Here is a 23,025-nt window from a genome sequence, read left to right as displayed (position 1 = left end):
TGCGGCGGTGAAGGGTTGAAGAAAGACGAAGGTTCAGCGAGTGGAATCCAGCGCCGCGTAGGCGGGCAGGGTGAGGAAGTCCTCGAAGGTGGAGGCGGTGGACAGGCGCTCGAAGAGCTCGCGGGCGCGCGTGACGTGCTCTGCGCCGTACTTCGCGTTGACGCCTTCCTGGTCCAGGTGGGCCATCTCTTCGCGAAGCAGCGTCTGGAACAGCTCGGGCGTCACCTTGCGGCCGTCGTCGAGCGAGGCGCCATGGTGAATCCACTGCCACACCTGGGCGCGAGAGATTTCGGCGGTGGCCGCGTCCTCCATCAGGTTGTAGAGGGGCACGCAGCCCAGGCCGCCCAGCCACGCGGCGGTGTACTGAATCCCGACGCGGAGATTGTGGCGCAGGCCCTCTTCGGTGCGCGTGCCGGAGGGGACCTTGAGCAGGTCGGCCTCGGTGATGCGGACGTCGTCGCGCTTGTTGGAGAGCTGGTTTGCGCCCTTCATGTTCGCGTCGAAGATGTCGCGTGCGAGCGAGACGAGGCCGGGGTGGGCGACCCACGTCCCGTCGTGGCCGTTCTTCACCTCGCGCAGCTTGTCGGCGCGGACCTTCTCCAGCACGGCCTCGTTGGCGGCGGCGTCACCCTTGATGGGGATGAACGCGGCCATGCCGCCCATGGCGTGGACGTTTCGGCGGTGGCAGGTCTGGATGAGCAGCTGCGAGTAGGCGTTGAGGAACGCCTTGTCCATGGTGACCTGGCCGCGGTCCGGGAGGACGACGCTGGTGTCGGACTGGAGCGTCTTGATGAAGCTGAAGATGTAGTCCCAGCGGCCGCAGTTGAGGCCGGCGGAGTGCTCGCGCAGTTCGTGGAGGATTTCGTCCATCTCGAAGGCGGCGGGGAGCGTCTCGATGAGGACGGTGGCCTTGATGGTGCCGCGCGGGATTCCGAGCGTGTCCTGGGCGAGCAGGAACACGTCGTTCCAGAGGCGGGCCTCCAGGTGGCTCTGCATCTTCGGCAGGTAGAAGTAGGGGCCGGTGCCGCGCGCGAGCTGCTCGCGGACGTTGTGGAAGAAGAAGAGGCCGAAGTCGAAGAGGGAGCCGGAGATGGGCTTGCCGTCGATTTCGACGTGGCGCTCGGGCAGGTGCCAGCCGCGAGGACGCACGAAGAGGACGGCGGGCTTGTCGTTGAGCGCGTAGTGCTTGCCGCCGTCGGCGGTGAAGGAGATGCGGCGGCGGACGGCGTCGCGGAGGTTGAGCTGGCCGCGGACGACGTTGTCCCAGGTGGGGCTGTTGGCGTCCTCGAAGTCCGCCATGAAGACGTTCGCGCCGGAGTTGAGCGCGTTGATGATCATCTTCCGGTCCACGGGGCCGGTGATTTCGACGCGGCGGTCCTGGAGGTCCGGCGGCAGGGGAGCCACCGTCCAGTGGCCGTCCCGGATGGCCTTCGTTTCGGGGAGGAAGTGGGGACGCTCGCCCTTGCGCCAGGATGCCTGGACCGTCTTGCGGCGCTCCAGGAGCGCCTCACGGCGTTCGCCGAAGGCGCGCGCGAGGCGGGCGACGAAGTCGAGGGCGTCCGGGGTGAGGACCTCGGCGTAATCGGGGTGCCACGGACCCTTCACGGCCACGCCAGCGCTGAAGGCCGGGGTCTTCGAAGAGGGGGCATCCGAGGTCATCAAAAACTCCTTGGCATGCTGCGTTGTAAATCACCTTCAACGGGTCGGAAAATGGATCTTCCGAGGGAGGAAGGGAAGTGTCGGTCAATTTGTGCCTGCTCGGCTGTAATGCTGTCAACACCCGCCGGATTAAATCTGTAAATCAACAGACGTGGCGCGGGTTTGGAGGGGAGGGGGCGACGGCCGGGCGGCAGGCAATCAGCGACGCCAGATTGCGTAGGTAGGGATGCGGGCGCCTGGCGCCAAGGGGTTGCCCGCTCTGGGGAGGCAGGACATGGACGCGATGAAGCGGTGCTCGGGATGCGCGGAGGAGATGAGGGCGGAGGCCGCGAAGTGCCCTCGCTGTGGGACGCGGGCGGAGCGGCTTCACCGGGGCGTGGAAGGGCGGGCGTTGACGGGCGTGTGCGCGATGCTGGCTCGCGAGCTGGGCATCGACGTGGCGTGGATCCGCGTGGCGCTCGTCGTCGCCACCTTGTTCTCCGGCGGCACGCTGCCCCTCGTCTATCTGCTGCTCTGGGGCTTCACTCCTTCGTCCCCCGTGGGCCGGGCTCCCTTGCAGCGCTCGATGGAGTGGCTGTCGGGACTCGGGCAGTCCTCTGATGCTCCTCGCATGGAGCGCCGGGTCTGAGGCACGGGACCACGGTGGCGGCGCGGACACGGTGGGCACGGCTCGCGGGCCCCTCGGCTCGGCGCGGGTCCCCCCGTCAGCGGACGGGGCCCCCCACGCCGGCCGTCCCGCTCCCTTGCGTCACGCGGCCTGCGTGCACACCGTCTCGCTCATTTCGGTGAGCACCGAAACGTTCGTCCTCGGCGACCCGTAGAAGCGCCTCACCGCCTCGCACTCCATCCCGGTGTGCACGGCGGCTTGAGGACTCCGGAATGATCGCCGTCATCTTCGAGGCCCGGCTCAACGCGGATGGACAGCGCGAGTACCTGGACCTGGCCGCCGAGCTCCGTCCCCTGCTGGCTCGCATCGAGGGCTTCATCTCCATCGAGCGGTTCCAGAGCCTGTCCTCTCCGGATCGGCTGCTCTCCTTGTCGTTCTGGCGCGACGAGGCCGCCGTCCAGCAATGGCGTGAGCTGGAGGCACACCGCGCCGCCCAGAGCCGGGGCCGGGACTCCGTCTTCGCCGACTACCGCCTTCGTGTGGCCACCGTCGTTCGCGACTATGGACCTCACTCGCGCGAGCAGGCTCCCGACGACAGCCGGCGGGTTCACGGCTGACTCCCGGACTGCTCACGGACCGACGGTCCTCGCTCCTTCCAGGTGCAGAGGGCTCCGGCCTGTTATTCGTGGGCTCACGGACACTTTCCACCAGGAGCCCCGCGCGTGAGCACCCAGAACGTTCGCATCGAGAAGGACACCTTCGGCCCCATCGAAGTCCCCGCCGACCGCCTCTGGGGCGCGCAGACCCAGCGCAGCCTCCAGAACTTCGCCATCTCCACCGAGCGCATGCCCCCCGGCCTCATCCGCGCGCTCGTCCTCGTCAAGAAGGCCGCGGCCCTCGTCAACGTGGAGAACGGCAGCCTGCCTCGCGAGAAGGGCGACGCCATCGTCCGCGCCGCCGATGAAGTCCTCGCCGGCAAGCACGACGCCGAGTTCCCCCTGTCCGTCTGGCAGACCGGCAGCGGCACCCAGACGAACATGAACACCAACGAGGTGCTCGCCAATCGCGCCTCGGAGCTGCTCGGCGGAGAGCGCGGCGAAGGCCGCAAGGTCCACGCCAACGACGACGTCAACAAGGGGCAGAGCTCCAACGACGTCTTCCCCACCGCCATGAGCGTGGCCGCCGCCACCGCCCTCGTCGAGCACGTCATCCCCGAGGTGAAGGCCCTGCGCGACGTCCTCGCCGACAAGTCCCGCGCCTTCATGGACGTGGTGAAGATTGGCCGCACCCACCTCCAGGACGCCACGCCCCTCACCCTGGGCCAGGAGCTGAGCGGCTATGTCGCGCAGCTGGACCTGGCGCGCTCCCACCTGGAGCGGACGCTTCCGCACCTGCATGAGCTCGCGCTGGGCGGCACCGCCGTCGGCACCGGCCTCAATGCTCCCAAGGGCTATGCCGAGCGCGTCGCGAAGGAGATTGCCCGCCTCACCGGCCTTGGCTTCGTCACCGCCCCCAACAAGTTCGAGGCGCTGGCCGCCAACGACGCGCTCGTCCAGGCCCACGGCGCCCTCAAGGGCCTGGCCGCCGTGCTCTTCAAGGTCGCCAACGACATCCGCTGGCTGTCCTCCGGCCCCCGCTCCGGCCTGGGCGAAATCACCATCCCCGAGAACGAGCCCGGCAGCTCCATCATGCCGGGCAAGGTGAACCCCACCCAGAGCGAGGCCCTCACCATGCTCTGCGCCCAGGTCATGGGCAACGACGTCGCCGTCTCCATCGGCGGAGCCTCCGGCAACTTCGAGCTCAACGTCTTCAAGCCCCTCATCATCCACAACCTCCTGCAGAGCTGCCGCCTCCTCGCGGACGGCATGCGCAGCTTCCGGCTCAACTGCGCCGTCGGCATCGAACCCAACCGCGCCCGCATCCAGGAGAACCTGGAGCGCAGCCTCATGCTCGTCACCGCCCTCAACCCCCACATCGGCTACGACAACGCGGCGAAAATCGCGAAGCTGGCCCACAAGGAGGGCAAGACGCTCAAGGAGGTCGCCGTGGCGCTGGGCCTGCTCACCTCCGAGCAGTTCGACCAGTGGGTCCGCCCGGAGAAGATGACCGGCCTGTAGGCACCCCCTGTCCTACACCCCGCCCGGACGCCCCACCGAGGGGCATCCGGGGGGCCTTCCCCCGTCCCAACCGTGGGCCAGCGCACGCTGGGGCAAGAACGAGCGGGCGCGAGCGCGACAGGACGATTAGGGTAGGGGAGCCATGAACGTCCCCTTCGTCATTGAGACCACGCACCGCGGCGAGCGGGCGTATGACCTGTACAGCCGGCTCCTCAAGGACCGCATCATCATGCTGGGCACGCCCGTCAACGACGACGTGGCCAACATCATCGTCGCCCAGCTGCTGTTCCTCGAGTCCGAGGACCCCGACAAGGGCATCAACCTCTACATCAACTCGCCCGGCGGCTCCGTCACGGCCGGCCTCGCCATCTACGACACCATGCAGTACGTGAAGTGTCCGGTGTCCACCATCTGCGTGGGACAGGCCGCCTCCATGGGCGCCCTCCTCCTGCTGGCCGGTGCCAAGGGCAAGCGCTACGCCCTGCCCAACAGCCGCATCATGATTCACCAGCCGCTCGGCGGCGCCCAGGGCCAGGCCACGGACATCGACATCCAGGCCAAGGAAATCCTTCGCCTGCGCAGCTACATCAACGGCCTCATCGTCAAGCACACGGGCCACACCATCGAGCGCATCGAGAAGGACACCGAGCGCGACTACTTCATGAGCGCCGAGGATGCCCGGCAGTACGGCCTCATCGACGAAGTGGTGGAGAAGCAGCGCCTCATCTCGCCGCCGTCGTCCACCCCCGCGAAGTAACAGCGCGTCGCACCTCCCCCCGCTCTCATGGCGGAGCGGGGGCCGGGTGGGCACTTCGAGCCCGCCCGTTGATTCCCGCCACCCGCCGCGCGCAAGTCCCAAGCTGGTGCACCGAGCAGGCGCGAATTCCGCGCGCCGCCGTGCCCGGCCTCTCGGCTGCGGGTGGCATGGCCGATGCCCAAACTTGGACACATGTCCTGGCCTCGCTCGCGCACCCTCCGTCGCCTCCTGCTGCCCTCCGCCCTCCTGGTTGGAGCGGGTTGCGCGGGGCCCACTGGTCGCCCGCCCGTTCCCCCCTCCTCGGCCTCCGTGCAGGCGGAGCTGGGCGAGCGCGACGTCATCCAGGCTGGTGAGGAATACGCCCGCAACAACAGCTTCGTCCTGGCCCAGGCCGGCGAGGCCGTGGAGATCCGCCCCAACCTCTGGCGCATCCGCTTCGGCTTGAAGGACAAGCCTGGCCGGGGCGTGGAGCTGGAGTTCGACGAGATTGCCCGCAGGGTGACGCGCGCCCAGGAGATTGAAATCCTCCCGGGCTCCACCACGACTCCTGAGAACGTCCCCGGCCAGGGCGAGGATGTGCCCGCCGGCGGTCAGGGGCGCGGACCCATCCCCTGACACAGCCGGAGGCCGCCGCTACGGCAGCACGGTGACGCGATTGAGCGCGGGGGCGGGCAAGGGGCTCGCCGCGCTGCTGTGCGCCTTCAGGTAGGCCTCCATCGCGTCGCTGTCCAGGTCGCCACCCAGCCGGTTCGTCCCCTCGGCGAGCAGCTCGAAGCCATCACCCCCACTCGCGAGGTAGTTGTTCGCGGTGACGCGGTAGTTCGCCGCCGGGTCCACCGTCACGCCGTTGATCCGGATGGACGCCGGGTTGACGCGGTTTCCGATGGGCGCCGACGCGCTGAACGCATAGGTGAAGCCCGCCGACGGCAACAGCATGAGGGTGGCTCCCGACGGCCGCCACTGCCACTCCAGCAGTTGCTCGATTTGCGCGCCCGTCAGCGTCAGGGTGACCAGGCTGTTGCCGAACGGCTGTGTGGCGAAGGCCTCGCCGTAGGTGACCTCGCCCTGGGCGATGTCCGCGCGCAGGCCGCCCGGGTTCATGAAGGCCACATGCGCCCCACCCATGTTCGCGGGCTTCGTCGCCTCCAACTGCGAGTCCGCGATGACTGAACCCAGGGTGGACTGGCCCGCGGAATCCGACTGCGATCTGAGCGCCTGTGCCACCCAGCCGATGACCCGGTTGGCCCGCGCCGTGACGAGCCCCTGGTACTTCGTCACCAGCTCCTTCACCGCGCCGACCTCCTGCACGTCGCGAGTGACGATGACGTTGTTCGCTCGCGCCCCCACGACGTCGCCCGTCGCCTTGCTCAACGTCAGGTCGATGTCCGTGACGAGCCGCCCCAACGACGAGGCGCTCGTGACGACCTTGCCATCGATGACGCAGTTGTAGGCTTGATGCGTGTGGCCGCTGACGATGACATCCACCGCGTCGTTGAGGCCCTTGGCGATGCCAACGATGGCACCTGAGATGAGGCCGTCCGCGCCCGAACCCTTGCATTCGTTCACCAGCGCGTTCGGGCTCGGATTGCCGCCCTGGTGCACCACCACGATGATGGCTTCGATGCCCTGCTGCCGCAGCTCTGGCACCAGCGCGTTCACCGTCTGCACTTCGTCCTTGAAGGTGAGCCCCGCCACGCCCGTGGGCGTGACGATTTCCGGCGTGTCCTCCAACGTCATGCCGATGAAGGCCACCTTCACGCCCTCGAACTCGCGCACGTCGTAGCGGGGGAACAGCGTGCGGTCCACGCCCGTGGCCACGTTGGCCGCCAGGAACTTGAACTTCGCGCCCGGGAAGCCATCCCCGTCCAGGCAGCCATCCACCGGGTGGCAGCCGCCCGACTGCATGCGCAACAGCTCCGTGCTGCCCTCGTCGAACTCGTGGTTGCCCACCGCGACCAGGTCCAGGCCGATTAGATTCATCGCCTCGATGGTGGGCTCGTCGTGGAAGAGCGCCGACACCAGCGGCGAGGCGCCGATGAGGTCTCCCGCCGCCACCACCACCGTGTTCGGATTGGTGGCCCGCAGGGCCGCGATGTGCCGGGCGAAGTACGTCACGCCGCCCGCGTTCACCCGCACCGGCCCACCGTCGGGGGCCACGCCCATCAGAATCTGACCTCCGGGTTCCTCGAGCTGTCCGTGGAAGTCATTGAACGCCAGCACCTGCACGCTCACTGTGGTGGGACCCGAGTCGGTCGTCCCCGAGTCGCGCGTCCCCGCGTCGGTCGTCCCAGCGTCGCGCGTCCCAGCGTCGGTTGTCCCCGCGTCGGTCGTCCCCGCGTCGGTCGTCCCCGCGTCGGTCGTCCCAGCGTCCGGGGGCGGCGGCTGGACGGGGTGCTGCTGGCAGCGCTTGTCCTCGCAGACCCACTCCTTGCCCTCGGCCGGTGCGCTGTTGTCGAAGCGGCAGTCGGCGGCGTCCTGGCACTCGTCACCTCCGCAGCCTCCATGGGCGAAGAGGAACATGCCGGTGACAAACGCTCCGGCGAGAAGGAAGACGCTAGGGCGCGCTCCCGTAGGTGGCGAGCGCGGTGTGGCTTGAGGCATCGATGGAACTCCGACGAGCAGGGAGTCGGAACCTACCCTGGTTCGTGGACGATGGCTCGAGTTCATGGCGACACGGTGAAGCTCACGCCCCGACTTCGTCTAGACAGGGGGGCGCGACTGTCGCCCCGCTTCAAGGAACGGGCGGCGGTGCTTCGTTGCCGCACGGCAGCAGCTCCGCGGGGCCGCCGGTGCGCCCCACCAGGATGGCCACCTGTCCGTGCGCGCGACCGAAGCGCTCCGCCTCCGCGCGGGGCAGGCCCGGGACGAAGAGGCTCTGCTCGGACCAGCTGCCGTCCTCCGCCTCGCCGATGGCGGGCGCCACCACCCAGCCCCCCGCGATGAGCTGGGACACCAGCCGCTCCTGCGCGCGCTGGTTCTCGTCCTTGCCGCGAGGGCGGGAACCCGGATTCCAGGCCGTCAGGAAGGCCCACTCCCGATGTCCTCGTGCCGCCAGGGCGGCGTCGAGCGCGGGGTGCAGCCGTCCCACTCGCAGCACCTGCTCCACGCCTTCCGTGGAGCCATGCGGGCGAATGACATACCGCGTCGCCCGGTAGGCTCCCAGCAACCGCTCCTGGTCGAGCTGTCTCATTCGCGCATTCTCGCGTCGCCGACACCCCGCTGTCAGCCCCGGGGGCCGCGGGTTGTGACGAAAAGGTGTCTGGATTGGATATTCCCAGTGAATGTTCAGAACCCCCCAACGTCTGGAGCCCTCGCAACGTTCCAATGAGGGGGCGTTTGGACGTGGGGCAAATCCAGATGATGCGTCGTGCCGTGGTGGCTGTCGCGCTGTGCGCGGGCTTTGTGGGGACCGGCTGTGTTTCGGTGAGTCATGTGCAGACGGCGGACACGCTGGGCGCAGGCAAGTTCCAGTTCGCCATTGAACCGGGTGTCGGAGGCGCCGCTGTCATCGGGGACAGCGAGACGGGTTCGGGGGGCATCTACTATCCACACATCGACCTGGCGGCGCGCTTCGGTGTGACGGAGCGCGTGGACCTGGGCGTGCGCTTCGGCTCGTCGCTGGCCGAGCTCCAGTCGAAGTTCCTGCTCACCAGCCCCGATGACCCGAACCTGGCCATCTCCCTGGCGCCCTCGGTGATGGGTGTCTTCCTGGGCAGCGACGACGACGCGGTGGGCAGCTATGTCAACGTGGCGGTGCCCCTGCTGGTGGGCTTCAAGACGGCGGGTGGGTCGGAGCTGGTGCTGGGGCCTCGGGTGTCCGCGACGCGCATCTCGGGCGGCAGCTCCACCGACAGCGCGGCCGCGAACCTGCTGAGCGTGGGCGCCTCCGTGGGCTACGCGCTGCGGGTCACCGAGGGCTTCCGGCTGATGCCCGAGGTCGGCGTCTCCATTCCTGTCATTGGCGAGTTCAACACCACGGACTCCGAGTCGGAGCTGGGAGCGGGCTTCAACGGAGGCTTCGTCCAGTTCAAGCTGGGCTTCCTCTTCGGCCGCGGTCGTCCCATCAACCGCGACACGCGGGACTACGTCAACGCCAACTCGAACGACGTCGACATCTGACGTCACCGGTGGCCGGTCCATCCGAGCCTTTTCCGCTAGGCTGTGGGGGTCCAGGGGCCGTTGGCCCTGGCGGGAGGCTCGAGATGGATTCGGTGGATGCGCGGCTGGAGCGACTGGAGCGCCGCTGTCGGCGGTTGCAGGGACTCACCTTCGCGGCGCTCGCGCTGGCGGGGGTGGGGCTGGGCACCGCGGCGCTGAAGCCCGCGCCGACGCTGGGTGGAGAGCTGGTGGCCTCGCGCCTGGTGCTCAACGACGCCCAGGGAATGCGTCGGGCCTCGCTGGGGCTGGATGACTCGGGCGCCGCGGGGCTGGTGCTGCATGACGGCCTGGGGCGTCCGCGCGCCTTGCTGGGCGTGGCGGTGGATGGCTCACCCCGGCTGCGCTTCTCCACGGCCGGGGGCGAGTCCCTGGCCGAGCTCACCGTGTACTCGGACGAAGCGCCGCGCCTGACGTTGTCCAAGCCCGGCGGCATCGACCTGTTCGCGGTGGGGCTCCAGGTGGACGGCTCCTCGCGACTGGAGCTGGCGGACGCGGATGGCCGGCCCCGCGCGATTCTGGGCGCGGACGAGCACGGCTCTCCGGGACTGATGCTGGTGGACCGCCGGGGTCAGCCGCGCGTGGAGCTGAAGGTGGGCCCGTCCGACGGGGCCAGCCTGCGCGTGGAGGGCCGCGACGGCGAGGTCTTCCAGGCGCCCGCCGTCCTCCAGTGACGCCGCGTCACTGCCGGGGCGGGACGATTTTGTAACCGCGTTGCAGCAGCGGGTCGAGGCGGTCGGAGATGTCCCACGACTCCACCACCTTGCCGTCGCGCATCCGGTAGAGCGAGTGGCCATTGAGCGCGAGCTGACGGGGCTTGCCCGCCTCGTCCGGGTGCTGCGCATCCGTGCCCTGGGCCTTCCAGTGCACCAGCACCAGGTCTCCGTCCGCCACCACGTGGAGGACGTCGAAGCGCAGGTCCGGGAAGGCCTGGAACGTCGCCTCGGCCTGCTGGCGCACGGCGGCGGGGCCCACGACATTCGTGGGCGCGCCCTGCGAGTGGTCCACGTAGTCCTCGGAGAACAGCTCCGCGACGCGGTCCAGCTTGCGCAGGTTGTAGAGCTCCTCGGTGAGGAGCCGCGCCTGCTGGCGGTTCTGCTCCTCCAGCGCGGCCGCACGCTCCACCGGAGACACGGACGCACACGCGGACAGCAGTCCGAGCATGCAGAGCCACATCGTCGTCGCGAGGCTTTTCATGGCCTGGGAAGCTGCGCAGCCTTGCCCAGGCCGTCAGCCCCCCAGGGCCCGCGAGTGTTCACCTCACGTCACGCCGACAGGTGCCCCAGGCCGATGGGCGAGGCGAGGCAGGCGTCCGGGATGCCAAAGGCATCCACCAGCGCCACCGCGTCCGGCCGCAGCTCCGTGCAGAGCTTCACGACCTCCTTGCGGATGGCCAGGGCCTTGTTGCCTTCCATCAGTCCGTTCTCCTGGAACCAGCCGCTGGAGGACTCCAGGCACGACAGGCCATAGAGGTCGCACAGCCGGCCCAGCACCACCTTGAGCCCCTCGTCCTTCACCGTCGCCACGCCGTGGAGGAACTGCTCCAGCACCACGCGCTCGATGTGCGCGTGCGCCACCGCGACCAGGTGCGCCTGGACCTGGTTGAAGGCGGCGAAGGCCTCCATGCCCGCGGATATCCGCTTGCGCAGCCGCTTCGCCACCGAGGCCAGCAGGTCCTCCTCGCGGTAGCGCAGGAGCCGGAGCTGGTACTCGCTGTCGCGCAGGTGCTCGCTGCCAGTGCGCCGCGCCGCGATGGGGTTGCGGTCCGCCACCGCCGTTGCCCTTTCGGCGATGAGCTTGAGCACCGCGAAGACGCGGTCGTCCTCGAAGCGCTGCCGGTAGTCCGTCAGCAGGCTCTTGGCGACCAGCTGCATCAGCACCGTGTTGTCGCCCTCGAACGTCGTGAAGATGTCCGTGTCCGCCTTCAGCCCCGACAGCCGGTTGGCCTCCAGGTAGCCCTGGCCGCCACACGCCTCGCGCGCCTCCTGGAGCACCGACGTCACGTTCCACGAGGCATACGCCTTGAGGCCCGCCGCCAGCGCCTCCACCTCCATGGAGTCCTCCTCGGTGCGCTTCACGTAGCGCTCCACCAGGTACTCCAGCGCGAAGTCGAGCGCGTACGTCTTCGCCAGGGGCCGGAGCAGGCGCAGTTGGTGCGTCTGGTGGTCCAACAGCCGCACCTCCGGCGCGCCCGGAGGGCCGAACTGCCGGCGCAAATCTCCGTAGCGCACCGCGATGGTGAGCCCGCTCTTGGCCCCGCTCAACGACGCGCACGCCACGCTCACCCGGCCCGCCACCAGCGTGCCCAGCATGGTGAAGAAGCGCCGGCCGTCGCTGGGGATGGAGCTGGTGTACTCGCCCTCGGCGCTCACCTGGCCGAAGCGGTCCAGGAGGTTCTCCCGAGGCACCCGCACGTGGTCGAACCAGATGCGGCCGTTGTCCACGCCGTTGAGCCCCATCTTCCGGCCGCAGTCCTCGATGCGCACCCCGGGCATCAGCTGGCCCCGCGCGTCGCGCAGCGGGACGAGGATGGCGTGCACGCCCAGGCCCTTGCCGCCGACCTCCAACTGCGCGAACACCGTGGCGATGCGGCCGTGGACCGCGGCGTTGCCAATCCACTCCTTGCGCGCGGACTCGGTCGGCGTGTGGACGATGAAGTCGCCGGCCTCCGCGTCGTAGCGCGCCACCGTCTCCACGTCGCGCACGTTGGAGCCGTGGCCCAGCTCGCTCATCGCGAAGCAGCCGGGCAGCTCCAGCGTGGCGACCTTCGGCAGGTACTCGCGGTGGTGCCGCTCCGTGCCGAGGAAGAGGATGCTCGCGCCGAACAGGCCGAAGTGGACGCCCGCCTTCACCACGAGGCTCATGTCGAAGAGCGCCAGCGTCTCGAACGCGGCGATGAAGGCGCCCAGGTCCGCGCCGGCCTCGTCACCCTCCGGGAAGGCGATGTGGCCCAGGCCCTCGTCCGCGAGCTGCTTGAGCCAGGTGAAGGTCTGCTCGCGCTGCTTCGCCGTGTCCAGCGTGGGCTGCTGACGGAAGGCCGGGTCCTCCAGCCACGCGCGCACCTTGGCGCGGACGTCCGGGTACTTGCGGTCCAGCACCGCGCGCAGCGCCTCGGGCGCGAAGGACGTGGGCTCCGTGGGGCCGATGCGGCGCGGCTCGTGCGCGGCGGAGGGGACGAGGGCGCGCACGGCATCCCGGCTGGAGACGCCCAGCACCGCCTCCACCGACGCCAGCGCGCGCACCAGCTCGGGGACGGACGGCGGCAGCTCCTTCGTGCCGGAGACCAGCTCGGCCAGCTTCGCGCCCAGCTCCGCGAGGCTGTCCTGGGCGCTGAGCGACAGGCGCGCGGCGGCGGAGCGGATGTGCTCGCGCACCACCGCCAGCTCGTTCGACGTGGGCGGCAGGAGCGGATCCAACCAGCGCGCGAGCACGGTGGTGGAGCGCAGGTCCAGCCAGGGCTGGGCGCGTGCGGCGGTGCCGAGCATCCGAATCTCCGCGTGCGTCAGCTCCCCGTCCGTCCAGGCCACGTACAGCATGGGCACCAGGGGCGCGAGGCGCGGCAGCGACAGCAGCTCCTTCGCGGTTGGACGAATCTCTTCCACCATGGTCGGTACTCCATCAGGCGAGGGAACGGGCGCAGTGTGGCCAGCATGGCGCCGGGCGGCAATGGAAGAGAGCACTCGGCTGTCGGGCAGGCGGGCAGGCCCCGCATGCCAGGGCAGGAAAGTGTTCCTAGCTTGCCACGTCATGGACGCGTCCCAGGACCAGTCGGAGATCGAGATTCTTCCCCAGCCCGGAGCCCACGGCTTCGACGGCGAGCGGGAGCGCAGCGAGCACGAGATGCACGGCCCCTATGTGTTGCCGCCCGGGCCCCAGGGCTTCTCGTTCTCCCTCTATCAGTCCACGGGCGCCGCGCTGATGCCGGGGCACAAGCTGGAGCTCCTGGACAACGGCGCGGTCTTCGACCGGATGTTGGAGGACATCCGCTCGGCGCGGGAGAGCGTCCACATCATGGTCTACATCTGGCGACCGTGTGACGTGTCGGACCGAATCGTCGCGGCGCTGGTGGAGCGCGCCCGAGCGGGTGTGGCGTGCCGCGTGGTGGTGGACCCGGTGGGCAGCGAGGAGCTCCGCGGCGACAAGGACTTCGACCAGAAGGTGGAGAAGGTCCTCTGCGAGGCCGGCGTGGAGGTGCACTACTACCGGCTGCTCGCGGGCAAGGTGATGGGGCGGCTGTTGGGGCGCACGCACCAGAAGCTGGTCGTCGTCGACGGGCGCATCGCCTACACGGGCGGCTTCGGCTTCTGGAGGGTCTGGGAGGGCAACGGCCAGGCCCCCGAGGAGTGGCGCGACACGAGCGTCCGCGTCGAAGGTCCCTCCGCGCGCGAGATGCAGCTCACCTTCTCGCGGTACTGGCAGGAGGCGGGCGGAGGGCTGCTGCCGCCGAGCACCTTCCCGGAGCCCATGCTCGTGGGCGACGCCGAGGCGTGCTTCGTGGAGAGCTCGGGCAAGCTGGGCATCACCGACGCGGAGCGCATGGTGCGCATGGTCATCGCCGCCGCGCGCGAGCGACTGTGGATTGCCAACGCGTACTTCTCTCCGCCCAACGAGATTCTGGAGCAGCTGGAGGAGAAGTGCCGGCAGGGCGTGGAGATTCGCGTCCTGGGGCCCGGGCCCATCCACGACGTGAAGGTCATCCGCGCCTCGCAGCGCTCCACGTACGAGCGCCTCCTGGACGCGGGCGTGCGCATCTACGAGTACCAGCCGTCGATGATGCACGCGAAGACGATGCTTGTGGATGACTGGCTCGCGGTGGTGGGCTCCACCAACCTGGACTCGCTGTCGCTCAACAAGCTGGGCGAGGGCTCGCTCGTCATCAACGACCCGGAGTTCGTGCGGAAGATGGAGCGCTGCTGGGCCAAGGACCTGCGTGTCTCCAAGGAAATCTCCCTGGAGAACGGCGGCCGCACCAACCCGTGGCGACGGCTGGCGCGCAGGGCCACGCAGCTGGTGGGCCATGACCGCTGACGGTCAGCGTGGGTTCGTCACGCCGACCTGACGGCAGGAGTCGAGCACGGGGCACGTGGAGCACTTGGGCCGCGAGCCCGTGCACACGTGCTTGCCGAAGGGCACCAGCAGGCGATTGAGCTCCACCCAGTACCTGCGCGGGAGCTGCGTCTCCAGGGCCGCCATCGTCGCCTCGGGGGAGCGGGCCTTCACGTAGCCCCAGCGGTTCGTCACGCGGTGCACGTGGATGTCCACGCTGATGGCCTCGTGGCCGCACGCGATGCCGAGCGCCAGGTGCGCGCACTTGGGGCCCACGCCCTTGAAGGACTGGAGCACCTGGGCGTCGCAGGGCAGGGTGCCTCCGAATTCGTCCCGGGTCCGCACGGCGATGGCGTGGAGCTGGTGCGCCTTGGCCTCGTGGAAGGTGACGGGGCGGATGAGCGCGTCGATGTCGCCGGGGCTCATGCGCGCGAGTGCTTCCGGCGTGGAGGCGCGCTCAAGCAATGCGAGCGCCGCGGGCAGGCTCACTTCGTCCAAGGTTCGGATGGAGAGGATGCAGGCGACGAGCTGCTCGAAGAGGCTGTCGTGGCCTCGTGCGGAGAGCGCGAACATCGCCGCGTCCGCGAAGTCGCGCACCGACTCGCGCACGCGCGCCAGCACATCGTCGATGTCGAACGGGATTTTGTCTGGACGCGGCTCGGGCTCGGTGACGACGCCCTGGGGGGGCTTCTCGCGTGCGGTCCGCGAGCTCGTGCTGGACGGGGCCCTGCGATTTCTTCGAGGTGCCGTCGACATCCCTCGCCTCCCTGGGGTTCGAGGGAAGGTGAGGGCCAGATGCCGCGAGGGCTTGTCGGTGCTTCCTGCCCGGTGGTGGGGCGGGGGACGCGTCAGGCGCTCGGCTTCGTGAGGTCCAGCGCGTACCAGTGGTCGCAGCCGAAGTGCCCGGTGCTTCCCATGGGGGCGCAGAGCTTTTCGAAGCCCAGGCGTCGGTAGAGCTTCTGGGCCTGGGTCATCGAAGCGAAGGTCTCCAGGTAGCAGCGCTGGAAGCCCGCCTCCCGGGCGAAGTCGAGGCAGCGGCGCACCATGCGTTCGCCTGCTCCCAGTCCTCGGACCTCGGGCAGGAAGTACATCTTGCGCAGCTCGCACACGCTGGGGTCGCCGCCTTGCAGTGGCGCGATGCCTCCGCCTCCCAGCACCTTGCCCGCGCGCTCCACCACGAAATAGGCGTGGCGAGGGCGCGCGTAGGCGGCGGTCATGGTGTCGACCTCGGCGTCATGCAGCGCGAAGCCAGGGCCATCCGCGCCGAACTCCGGCATCACCGCGCGGATGATGGCGGCGACGTGAGGGTCGTCTTCAGTCTGGATGGGGCGCAGTCGCAGTTCGTCCGTGCTCATGCGGGGATGACGTTTTCATGGAAGGGGGGCCGAGGGCCAGCGGGACCCAGGGGCCTGACGGGTGCGTCGGGGTGCACGCACCTGTTGTGCACCCGGCTGCACAGGTGGCACACGACCGACGCACCCGACGTCGCTGACCCGGTTTCCTCTCGTCGGAGAACCCGGGCATTCTGCGTGGCATGTCCGTTGTAGAGGGGGAACCCCATGTACTGCCCTGACTGCCGACAGGAGCGCCTGGGTCATTTCAGCCAGTGCGCCTTGTGCGGCACGGCGATGACCTCGCGCCCCCGTTCCGAGTTGGAAGCGGAGCTTGCTCACGTCCACTTCCTCCTGTCCGAGCTGACCCGCTGGGATACCTCGGAGGTTCCCCCCAACGTCCGACGCTTCCTCTCGGAGCGCTACGAGCGTCAGTCTCGAATCCTCCTGTCCGTGCTCGCTGAGTCGCCCGCGCCTGTCGCGGGGACGGAGGCGTTGAGTGCCGCGATGGCTTCGCCGGAGATGGCGGGCTCGGCCGAGGCGGCCGCTCGGGCAGGAGCGATGCGCCACGCGGCTTCGGATGTGGCGCGGACGGGCGTCAGCGTTTCGGATGAGGACGTGGCCCGGGCGAGTGTGGCGAGCATCGCGGCTTCGGGCGCGGACGCGGCGCGGGCGACTGCGCTGGGTTTCTCGGCTTCGGGCGCCTCGGTGGAACGCGCGGGCGTGGGGCATCACTCAGTTTCAGGCGCTTCGGGTGTGGATGCGGTGCACGCGGGTGCGACGGGCTTCTCGGCTTCGGGTGCGGACGAGGCTCGGGTCGGTGCGGCGGGCTTCTCTGATTCAGATGCAGACGTGGCCAGGGCGAGTGCTGCTGGCTACCTGGCTTCGGGTGCGGATGTGGCTCGGGCTGAGGCGACGGGCTTCTCCGCCTCGGGTGAGGACGTGGCTCAGGCGGATGCCGCGGGCTATCTGGCCTCGGGTGAGAACGTAACTCGGGCGGATGCGGCGCACCTCTCGGCCTCGGTGCTCTCGGATGAAGAGCTGGCGCGTGCGGATGCGACGACTCGCGCGGCTTCGGATGCCGTGGAGTCCTCCGTCGCCTCACCGCAGGGCGGGGGGCTGAAGGGGTTGGTGGTTTCTCGGGAGGCCGCGGCTCGGGAAGCCGCCGCGGCAGCGAGCGCGGCGCGTGCGGCCTCGGGCGCCTCGGTGGTCAAGGGCGAGGAAGCGGCACGACTGCTGGCGGCCTCCGTGGAGGCGGCCCGGTCCTCACAAGGTGGTGCCGCGTCGGGTGCTCGTGGTCCGGCCTCCGACTCGCGGAAGAGCGCGGAGTCTCAGCAGGCCCGTCAGGGTGCCCAGAACCGGGTCCGGCCTCCGGCGCGGCCCGAGTCCGGAGCGGATGCGCATCCGTTGCCGGAGAATCCCGCGCAGCCTTCGTTCGAGGCACCTCCGCCCCGGAACGCGACGGCGCGACTCGTCGAGGAAGTCTCCACGTGGAGCACGGTGTGGAAGCCGTTCCTCTACGAGCGCATTCCGTGGTTCATCGGTGCCTTCCTCATCCTCTCCAGCACCGTCTATCTGGTCTTCGAGAGCTGGGCGGGAATCTCCTCCGTGCACCGCTCGCTCATCGTCTTCCTCATGACGACGGTCTCCTCCGCCGGCTTCTCCCTCCTGGGCGCGTACCTCGCTCGCAAAGAGGAGCTGCGCGGCGCCGGGCGCATGCTGGGACTCATCGGCTCCGCGTCCGCGCCGCTCGTCGGCATCGCGCTGGGGCCCTTGGAGTTCGGAGAGGCGCTGAATCTCGGGGGCGTCAACACGATGACGCTCATCCCGCTGCTGCTCGGCTGGTCCGTGGGCGCGGCCTTCCTCGTGCGCAAGCCAGCGGATGCGTACGACGCGCCTTCCCGTCCCTTCGTCCAGGTGGCCCTCATCGCGAGCACGCTGATGATGGGGCTGGCGCCGCTGGCCGCGAAGCTCGGGAGCGCCGCGCTGTGGCTGAACATCCTGCCCTGCGTCCTCTTCTTCCTCCTGTCCACCCGGCCCGTGCCGAAGCCGCGCGAGGGCACCGCGCTCACCTTCGCCCTGGGCGCGTCGCTCTACCTGCTCGTCATCTACGCCGTTCGCCTCCACGTGGCGCTCGCCGCGGCCGGGACCCCGCCGGCTGTGAGCGTCTACGCTCCCTTCATCGCGTTCGTCCTCGCCGCCGCGCAGCGCTTCCGCTCGCTGCCTCCCGAGCGCGCGGCGGACCCGCTCGCCCTGGGTGTGGCCTCGCTTCAGGTGATGTGTCTGGTGGCCGCCATCGGCGCGCCGCCGCCCACCTTCTTCATCACCGCCGCCATCCTCACCTGGACGCTGGTGTCCCTGGCGCGCGGAGCCATCGGTCGCCTCCCGTGGGTGTACCCCGCCTATGCGGCGTCCTACTTCGCCTATGCCACCAGCGGGCAGCTCGTTCCGGGGCCCCTGAAGCGCCTGCTCGAGGCGTTCAAGGCCTCCCTGGGCTATCCCGTCGCGGACAAGCTGCCCGTGCAGTATGGCGCCCTGACGGCGCTCCCGTTCGTGCTCGCGGGCGTCGTGCTCGCGGTGTCGCGCCTGTGGCGCGGTGAGCGCACGGGCAATGCGCGGGACATCGCCTTCGCGGAGGTGCTGTTCCGCTCCACCGCCGTGGCGAGCGTCGTCTTCTGCTTCTACGGCATGGCGGGGCCCGACATGCGCCCGGCCTTCTGGAGCGCGCTCGGACTGTCCATCGTGTGTCTGGCCACCGGTCTGCTGGTGGAGCGCTTCTACCTGACGGTCGTCGGGGCGCTGCTGTCGCTGCTGGTGCCGGTGTTGGGCCTCAGCGTGCTCTCGAATCCGGCCACCTCTGTCGTGTCCGGTCTGCTGGCGCTCGCACTCGCGGGTGTCTGCACGGTGTGCACGGCACGGACGCGCGCGTTGCTTTCGCCCATCGTGGGCTTGATGGCCACCGCGGGCTTCTGCCTGGGCCTCTTCAGCGACTTCGGTTTCCTGGGCATGACGGGCGCGGTGCTGTGCTCAGTGAGCATGCTCCTCGTCGCGTGGACGCTCCGGAACGAGTACGCCCTGGCCTATGCCGCCTTGCTGGTGGCGGCCCTCGTTCCGAAGTTCGCGGTCCAGGTGTCCTCCACCGCGATGGCGTTCTCGCTGGTCTTCGTGGCGCTGGCCCTGGCGGTGCTCGCCGAGCGCGGAAGGCTGCTGCGGCAGCTGAGCACGGTGGCCGTCTTCTACGCGCTGTTCGGTTTCGTGGCGGGCGCCATCGGTCAGGTGAGCGGACTGGGCTTGGTAGTGCTCCTCTCCTCGGCGGCCGTCGCCGTGGCGTCGCGCACGCTGCGTGGCGTCCGGCCCCTGGCGGTGGTCCTCGCCGCCTTCGCGCTGCTGCCCGACATCTCGAACTTCTACGCGCCCTGGAACGGGATGATGACGCCGGGGATGTCCCTGGGGTTGTTCATCCTCTGGGGCCTGGGCGCCTCACTCTGCGCGGCGCGCTGGGGACGCAGCGCGAGCACCATCACCGCCGCCTTGGTGACGTGGGTCTTCCCGCTGGTCGCCGTGGAGCAGGCGCGCAGCTCCCAGGAGGGCATGTTCCTGTTCGGCGCGGCGTTCGCGGCCCTGTTCACCGCTCGGGCGATTCCGGCGGGGTTCAGCGTCGCGGTGGCCGCGCTGTACGCGACGATGGGGCTGTATTCGCAGGGGCCGCTGGCGCTGCTGGGGTTGTCCGCCGTGCTGGCGGTGCTGGCCGTGGCGGAGGAGGTTCCGGCGGTGCTGGCCGTGGGCGCGGGCGGAAAGCGCTTCGCGAAGGTGGCCACGCTGGCGTCGGCCCTGGTGCTGGCCATCGTCGTGGTGCGCTGGGACGACGCGCATCCCGCGTGGATGGTCTCGGGCGCCATGCTGCTTCCGCTGCTGTGGACGCGCGCCAACCGTCAGCCCTTCTTCGCCAGCCTCTCGGTGCCGTATGCCTTCGCCGGCTTCCTGGCGATGGGCGGTGCTCCGCCGACCTGGGCGTATGCGCTGCCCCTGGTGTCGCTGGCCGTGGCGCGAGCCGTCGCGCACGTGCCCGCGTTCAGCTCCCTGCTGATGCGCTCCAAGGAGCGGGACGACTCCGACACGCTGTCCATGTGGATGCAGGTGGGCTTCGCCAGCCTCACCTCGCTGATGCTGATGTCGCCGTGGATGGAGCCCGTGCCCGTGTGCTTCCTCACGGCGTCACTGGCGCTGATGCCCGGACCGCGCCCGTTCATGCGCGTGTGTGGCGCCGCGCTCCTGCTGCTCGTCATTCCGGAGGCGCGGCCCGTCGTCACCGTCCTGCTGCTGGCCGTGGCGCTGGCCGAGCACCATGCGCCGTCCACCCTGTGGGCCTTCTTCCGAAGCCCGCCGGATGTCTACCTGCGGCGCGCCGCGGTCATCACCGCGCTGGTCGTCGCGGTGGTGCCGGTGCTGGACGTGCCTTCGCAGCCGCGATTCGTGGGACTGGCGGCCGTCGTGGCGATGTCCGCGTTCCTGCTGTCTCGCCGGTGGCTGCTGGTGCCCGCCGTCTGGGTGCTCGCGCTCGCGACCGTGGGACAGACGCAGGCGCATCGCTTCCTGGAGTGGAGGCCCGAGACGGGGCTCGCCTTCATCGCGGTGGCGCTGGGGGTGGGGCTGTTGTCCGCCGTCTGTCAGGCGGGTGGCGTGCAGCGTGCGCTCAGCGCGGTGGCGTCGAAGCTGACGCCCGGGCTTGAGGGCACCTGGAGCGAGCCCTTGTGGGTGGGAAGCGCCGGAGCGCTGGCGCTGCTGCTCCTGGGGCGTCTGGCGGATGCGGGGCCGGGCGCGCTCTCTCCGCCCGTGGCGGCGGGCGCGGTCCTCACGTCGCTGGTGTTGATGTTCGCCCGCGAGCGGTGGATGGCGAACGTGGCCACCGGGCTGCTCGCGGCCTCGCTGGTCGCAGCGGTGCCGTGGCTGTGGTTGCCCGCCGTCATCAGCGGCGCGGGCCTGGTGCTGTGCGTGAGCGGCATGGTGCTCGACGAGCGAGGGGTTCGCGTCGGGGCCTCGCTGCATCATGGTGGCTGGGTGCTGGCCCTGTTGTCGCTGGCCACGCTCAATGACCTGAAGCACCTGGCGACGCCGCTGTGCTTCCTCTTCGGCCTCGCCTCCGCGTGGACGGTGGTGTGGCGCCGGCGCGAGCGCGAGGTGGTGGGCTGGCTGGCATCGCTCGCCGCGGCGCACGGCGCGCTGATGCACCTGGGCGCGGTGTATTCGTCCGGACGCGGCTCGGAGTTCATCCTCCCGCACTTCGGCGCCGCCAGCGCCGTGCTCGCCGCGCTGGCGCTGTTCGTTGCGGGCGCGAAGCTGCGTCGGGGCGTGGGGCTGGGCTTCACCGTCGTCGCGCTCACCGAGGTCCTTCTCGGGTTGTCGATGCTGGGGGCGACGGGAGACGCGCTGCGCGAGGCGCTGGTGGCCTGCACGGCGCTGGCGGTGCTGTTCGTCGCGCTGGTGCGCCACGCCGCCGTGGCGAAGGACGAGCCGGCGGCGTTCCTCGCCCAGGCCGTGCTCGTGCTGGGCTACCTCTCCGTGCGCCTGTTGGGCATGGGTGCCCACCCGAGCACCGGGGACAGCCTCGCGGCGCTCGTGGGCGGCGCCCTCTTCACGGGCCTCTACTTCTTCGTGCAGCGCGAGGGCTCCAGCCTGGGTGTCTTCAGCAGGCCCGCCCTGTGGGGCGCGTTCCTCTTCCCGCTTGCGGGGTTGTTCTCCGCGCCGTGGAGCGAGCCGCTCCAGGTGGCCGCGCTGCTCGTGGGCCATGCCGCGCACTTCGCCGCGCTCGCGTCGCATCCGACGCGCAGAGGCGTGGCCTCGCTCGCGTCGGTGGTGGCCTTCAACGTGGCGCTCTACCTCGTGTGGCAGGGCACCGGGAACGGTGAGCCGCAATTCTACGTCATCCCCGCGGGCCTCTCGCTGCTCGCGCTGCTGCGCGTGTTCCGAGGCGCCATTGACGAGGACACCTACGCACGGCTGCGCGCGCTGGCCGTCACCGTCATCTACGTGGCGGGGGCGTGGAAGCCGCTGATGTTCAACGATGGCGGCGCCATGCTGCTGTGCGTGTTCCTCTGCGTGGTGGGCGTGGGCTTCGGCATCGCCCTGCGCATCCGCTCCTACGTGTACCTGGGCACCGCGTTCATGGTGACGTGCATCGTGGCGAACCTCGTGCGCTTCGGCATGCGGGACCACCGCATCGCGGCCGCGTCGCTGTTCGTCCTGGGCCTCGTCGTCATCGGCACCATGGTGCTGCTCAGCGCCCACCGCGCCGCACTCCTCCAGAGGTACGCGCGGGTCCGCGCACTGCTGTCCACCTGGGAGGGCTGACACTTCGAGTTCTTGGCGAGACCCCCAAAAACGTGGGATTGAATGCGGCGCCAACTTTCGAAAAGGCCTCCGGTTGTCCCGTCTTCGCCTGCTCGCCACCGTTCCGCTGTGTGCCCTCATCGGCTGTGCCACCGTGCAGTCCCGCGACGTCGGGGCTGCCCTGGAGGGGGTGCCACAGGTGGCGGTGGCTCCCACCGAGCAGGTCGTGGCGGAGCCCTCCGCCGAGCCGTCCGTCACGGTCCTCGCCGAGTCAGAGGGCGCGTCGAATGCCCAGACGCCCCTGGTGAAGTCCGAAGCGCCAGCGGCGCCGAAGGCCGAGGTGGGGCCTCGCGTCGTGGCCACCGTCGTCTCCGAGGAGAAGGAGCGACCGCTGGTGACGGGTGTCATCGCCGCCGCGCTGGAGGCCGTCGCGCTCGTCGTCCCTCCGTCCACGGACCTGGCGGCGGGCTTCTGGGATGCGTACCGCACGCCGATGCAATTGGCGCGGCTCATCGTGACGCGCTCCATGCAGCTCGTCGGTGAGCGCAACCTCGCGAAGGTGAGCCGGGGCATGCCCAATGACTGCTCCGGCTTCGTGCGCCTGGCCTACCTCTCCGCCGGCATCGACCTGGTGGCGCATGGCTTCCAGGCGGGAGAGAACGCCGTGTCCGCCATCTTCCGTCGCGCCACGGAGGGCAAGCGGCTGCATCACCGCGCGCCGCGCCCCGGGGACCTGGTGTTCTTCCGCGAGACGTATGACCGCAACCGCGATGGCCGCCGCAATGACGGGATGACCCACATCGGCGTGGTGGAGGGTGTGGGCGATGACGGCACCGTCACCTTCATCCACCGGGGTAGCAAGGGCGTGGCCCGCAGCCGGATGAATTTGTCGCATCCGGAGAAGCACCAGCTCGCGCAGGGCGGACCCGTGGTGAATGACTTCCTGCGGCCTGCGACGAAGGGTGGACGCGCGTACCTCACGGGCGAGCTGTTCGTGGCCTTCGCGTCTCCCGACGGACTGTAGAT

17 protein-coding genes are annotated in these 23,025 nt (G+C 69.8%); 10 read left to right on the top strand and 7 right to left on the bottom strand.

Translation table 11 applies throughout. From position 1 onward, the window contains the following. Window positions 1-33: 33 nt before the first annotated feature. Entirely contained in the window at window positions 34-1,659 is a 1,626-nt protein-coding gene (gene aceB / locus LZ199_RS29355; RefSeq protein WP_253997086.1) for a malate synthase A, read from the bottom strand. 274 nt (window positions 1,660-1,933) lie between these two features. Here aceB and LZ199_RS29350 point away from each other — a divergent pair, with 274 nt between their 5' ends. From LZ199_RS29350 to LZ199_RS29330, 5 genes are all read left to right on the top strand, one after another. Next, complete coding sequence (locus LZ199_RS29350; protein WP_253997085.1) at window positions 1,934-2,287, top strand: PspC domain-containing protein; 354 nt, start codon at window positions 1,934-1,936, stop codon at window positions 2,285-2,287. Window positions 2,288-2,538: 251 nt separating this feature from the next. Continuing rightward, on the top strand, window positions 2,539-2,883 hold the full coding sequence (locus tag LZ199_RS29345; RefSeq protein ID WP_253997084.1) for an antibiotic biosynthesis monooxygenase family protein: 345 nt from the start codon (window positions 2,539-2,541) through the stop codon (window positions 2,881-2,883). Window positions 2,884-2,988: 105 nt separating this feature from the next. Further along, window positions 2,989-4,383, top strand: coding sequence for a class II fumarate hydratase (gene fumC, locus LZ199_RS29340; RefSeq protein WP_253997083.1), 1,395 nt, complete (start codon window positions 2,989-2,991; stop codon window positions 4,381-4,383). Window positions 4,384-4,525: 142 nt separating this feature from the next. Then, the gene (gene clpP / locus LZ199_RS29335) at window positions 4,526-5,140 is read left to right on the top strand and encodes an ATP-dependent Clp endopeptidase proteolytic subunit ClpP (RefSeq protein WP_253997082.1); all 615 of its coding nucleotides are present in this window, start codon (window positions 4,526-4,528) and stop codon (window positions 5,138-5,140) included. Window positions 5,141-5,332: 192 nt separating this feature from the next. Then, on the top strand, window positions 5,333-5,755 hold the full coding sequence (locus tag LZ199_RS29330; RefSeq protein WP_253997081.1) for a hypothetical protein: 423 nt from the start codon (window positions 5,333-5,335) through the stop codon (window positions 5,753-5,755). A gap of 18 nt (window positions 5,756-5,773) precedes the next feature. Here LZ199_RS29330 and LZ199_RS29325 read toward each other — a convergent pair whose 3' ends face one another. Together LZ199_RS29325 and LZ199_RS29320 are read right to left on the bottom strand one after the other, a co-directional pair. Continuing rightward, window positions 5,774-7,741, bottom strand: a complete 1,968-nt coding sequence (locus LZ199_RS29325; RefSeq protein WP_253997080.1) for a bifunctional metallophosphatase/5'-nucleotidase — start codon at window positions 7,739-7,741, stop codon at window positions 5,774-5,776. A gap of 130 nt (window positions 7,742-7,871) precedes the next feature. Continuing rightward, window positions 7,872-8,330, bottom strand: coding sequence for a DUF3293 domain-containing protein (locus tag LZ199_RS29320; protein WP_253997079.1), 459 nt, complete (start codon window positions 8,328-8,330; stop codon window positions 7,872-7,874). Window positions 8,331-8,497: 167 nt separating this feature from the next. On the opposite strand from LZ199_RS29320, the gene LZ199_RS29315 reads away from it, so the two are divergent. Beyond that, on the top strand, window positions 8,498-9,259 hold the full coding sequence (locus LZ199_RS29315) for a hypothetical protein (protein ID WP_253997078.1): 762 nt from the start codon (window positions 8,498-8,500) through the stop codon (window positions 9,257-9,259). Window positions 9,260-9,342: 83 nt separating this feature from the next. Further along, window positions 9,343-9,969, top strand: coding sequence for a hypothetical protein (locus tag LZ199_RS29310; protein ID WP_253997077.1), 627 nt, complete (start codon window positions 9,343-9,345; stop codon window positions 9,967-9,969). 7 nt (window positions 9,970-9,976) lie between these two features. Here LZ199_RS29310 and LZ199_RS29305 read toward each other — a convergent pair whose 3' ends face one another. Continuing rightward, entirely contained in the window at window positions 9,977-10,492 is a 516-nt protein-coding gene (locus LZ199_RS29305; RefSeq protein WP_253997076.1) for an ester cyclase, read from the bottom strand. Between the two features lie 68 nt (window positions 10,493-10,560). Then, window positions 10,561-12,900, bottom strand: coding sequence for an acyl-CoA dehydrogenase family protein (locus LZ199_RS29300; RefSeq protein WP_253997075.1), 2,340 nt, complete (start codon window positions 12,898-12,900; stop codon window positions 10,561-10,563). Between the two features lie 142 nt (window positions 12,901-13,042). On the opposite strand from LZ199_RS29300, the gene LZ199_RS29295 reads away from it, so the two are divergent. Further along, window positions 13,043-14,323 (top strand): phospholipase D-like domain-containing protein, encoded by a 1,281-nt coding sequence (locus LZ199_RS29295; protein ID WP_253997074.1) that lies wholly within the window; start codon window positions 13,043-13,045, stop codon window positions 14,321-14,323. Between the two features lie 3 nt (window positions 14,324-14,326). Here the strand turns inward: LZ199_RS29295 and LZ199_RS29290 are convergent, their stop codons facing one another. Further along, complete coding sequence (locus tag LZ199_RS29290; RefSeq protein WP_253997073.1) at window positions 14,327-15,097, bottom strand: endonuclease III domain-containing protein; 771 nt, start codon at window positions 15,095-15,097, stop codon at window positions 14,327-14,329. Between the two features lie 92 nt (window positions 15,098-15,189). After that, complete coding sequence (locus tag LZ199_RS29285) at window positions 15,190-15,696, bottom strand: GNAT family N-acetyltransferase (RefSeq protein WP_253997072.1); 507 nt, start codon at window positions 15,694-15,696, stop codon at window positions 15,190-15,192. A 204-nt stretch (window positions 15,697-15,900) separates the two neighbouring features. Here LZ199_RS29285 and LZ199_RS29280 point away from each other — a divergent pair, with 204 nt between their 5' ends. Continuing rightward, entirely contained in the window at window positions 15,901-22,020 is a 6,120-nt protein-coding gene (locus LZ199_RS29280) for a hypothetical protein (protein WP_253997071.1), read from the top strand. Between the two features lie 73 nt (window positions 22,021-22,093). Then, on the top strand, window positions 22,094-23,023 hold the full coding sequence (locus LZ199_RS29275; RefSeq protein WP_253997070.1) for an NlpC/P60 family protein: 930 nt from the start codon (window positions 22,094-22,096) through the stop codon (window positions 23,021-23,023). Window positions 23,024-23,025 lie beyond the last annotated feature (2 nt).

The sequence above is a fragment of the Myxococcus qinghaiensis genome (genome assembly GCF_024198215.1).
Classification (GTDB): domain Bacteria; phylum Myxococcota; class Myxococcia; order Myxococcales; family Myxococcaceae; genus Myxococcus; species Myxococcus qinghaiensis.
This window is presented reverse-complemented; position numbering and strand designations above follow the sequence as displayed.

Coding starts and splice junctions, on each gene's coding strand:
- LZ199_RS29290 (WP_253997073.1), bottom strand. CDS start 15,097: ATGTCGACGGCACCTCGAAGAAATCGCAGGGCCCCGTCCAGCACGAGC.
- LZ199_RS29280 (WP_253997071.1), top strand. CDS start 15,901: ATGTACTGCCCTGACTGCCGACAGGAGCGCCTGGGTCATTTCAGCCAG.
- LZ199_RS29300 (WP_253997075.1), bottom strand. CDS start 12,900: ATGGTGGAAGAGATTCGTCCAACCGCGAAGGAGCTGCTGTCGCTGCCG.
- LZ199_RS29330 (WP_253997081.1), top strand. CDS start 5,333: ATGTCCTGGCCTCGCTCGCGCACCCTCCGTCGCCTCCTGCTGCCCTCC.
- LZ199_RS29285 (WP_253997072.1), bottom strand. CDS start 15,696: ATGAGCACGGACGAACTGCGACTGCGCCCCATCCAGACTGAAGACGAC.
- LZ199_RS29315 (WP_253997078.1), top strand. CDS start 8,498: ATGATGCGTCGTGCCGTGGTGGCTGTCGCGCTGTGCGCGGGCTTTGTG.
- clpP (WP_253997082.1), top strand. CDS start 4,526: ATGAACGTCCCCTTCGTCATTGAGACCACGCACCGCGGCGAGCGGGCG.
- LZ199_RS29320 (WP_253997079.1), bottom strand. CDS start 8,330: ATGAGACAGCTCGACCAGGAGCGGTTGCTGGGAGCCTACCGGGCGACG.
- LZ199_RS29305 (WP_253997076.1), bottom strand. CDS start 10,492: ATGAAAAGCCTCGCGACGACGATGTGGCTCTGCATGCTCGGACTGCTG.
- LZ199_RS29325 (WP_253997080.1), bottom strand. CDS start 7,741: ATGCCTCAAGCCACACCGCGCTCGCCACCTACGGGAGCGCGCCCTAGC.
- LZ199_RS29295 (WP_253997074.1), top strand. CDS start 13,043: ATGGACGCGTCCCAGGACCAGTCGGAGATCGAGATTCTTCCCCAGCCC.
- aceB (WP_253997086.1), bottom strand. CDS start 1,659: ATGACCTCGGATGCCCCCTCTTCGAAGACCCCGGCCTTCAGCGCTGGC.
- LZ199_RS29350 (WP_253997085.1), top strand. CDS start 1,934: ATGGACGCGATGAAGCGGTGCTCGGGATGCGCGGAGGAGATGAGGGCG.
- LZ199_RS29345 (WP_253997084.1), top strand. CDS start 2,539: ATGATCGCCGTCATCTTCGAGGCCCGGCTCAACGCGGATGGACAGCGC.
- LZ199_RS29310 (WP_253997077.1), top strand. CDS start 9,343: ATGGATTCGGTGGATGCGCGGCTGGAGCGACTGGAGCGCCGCTGTCGG.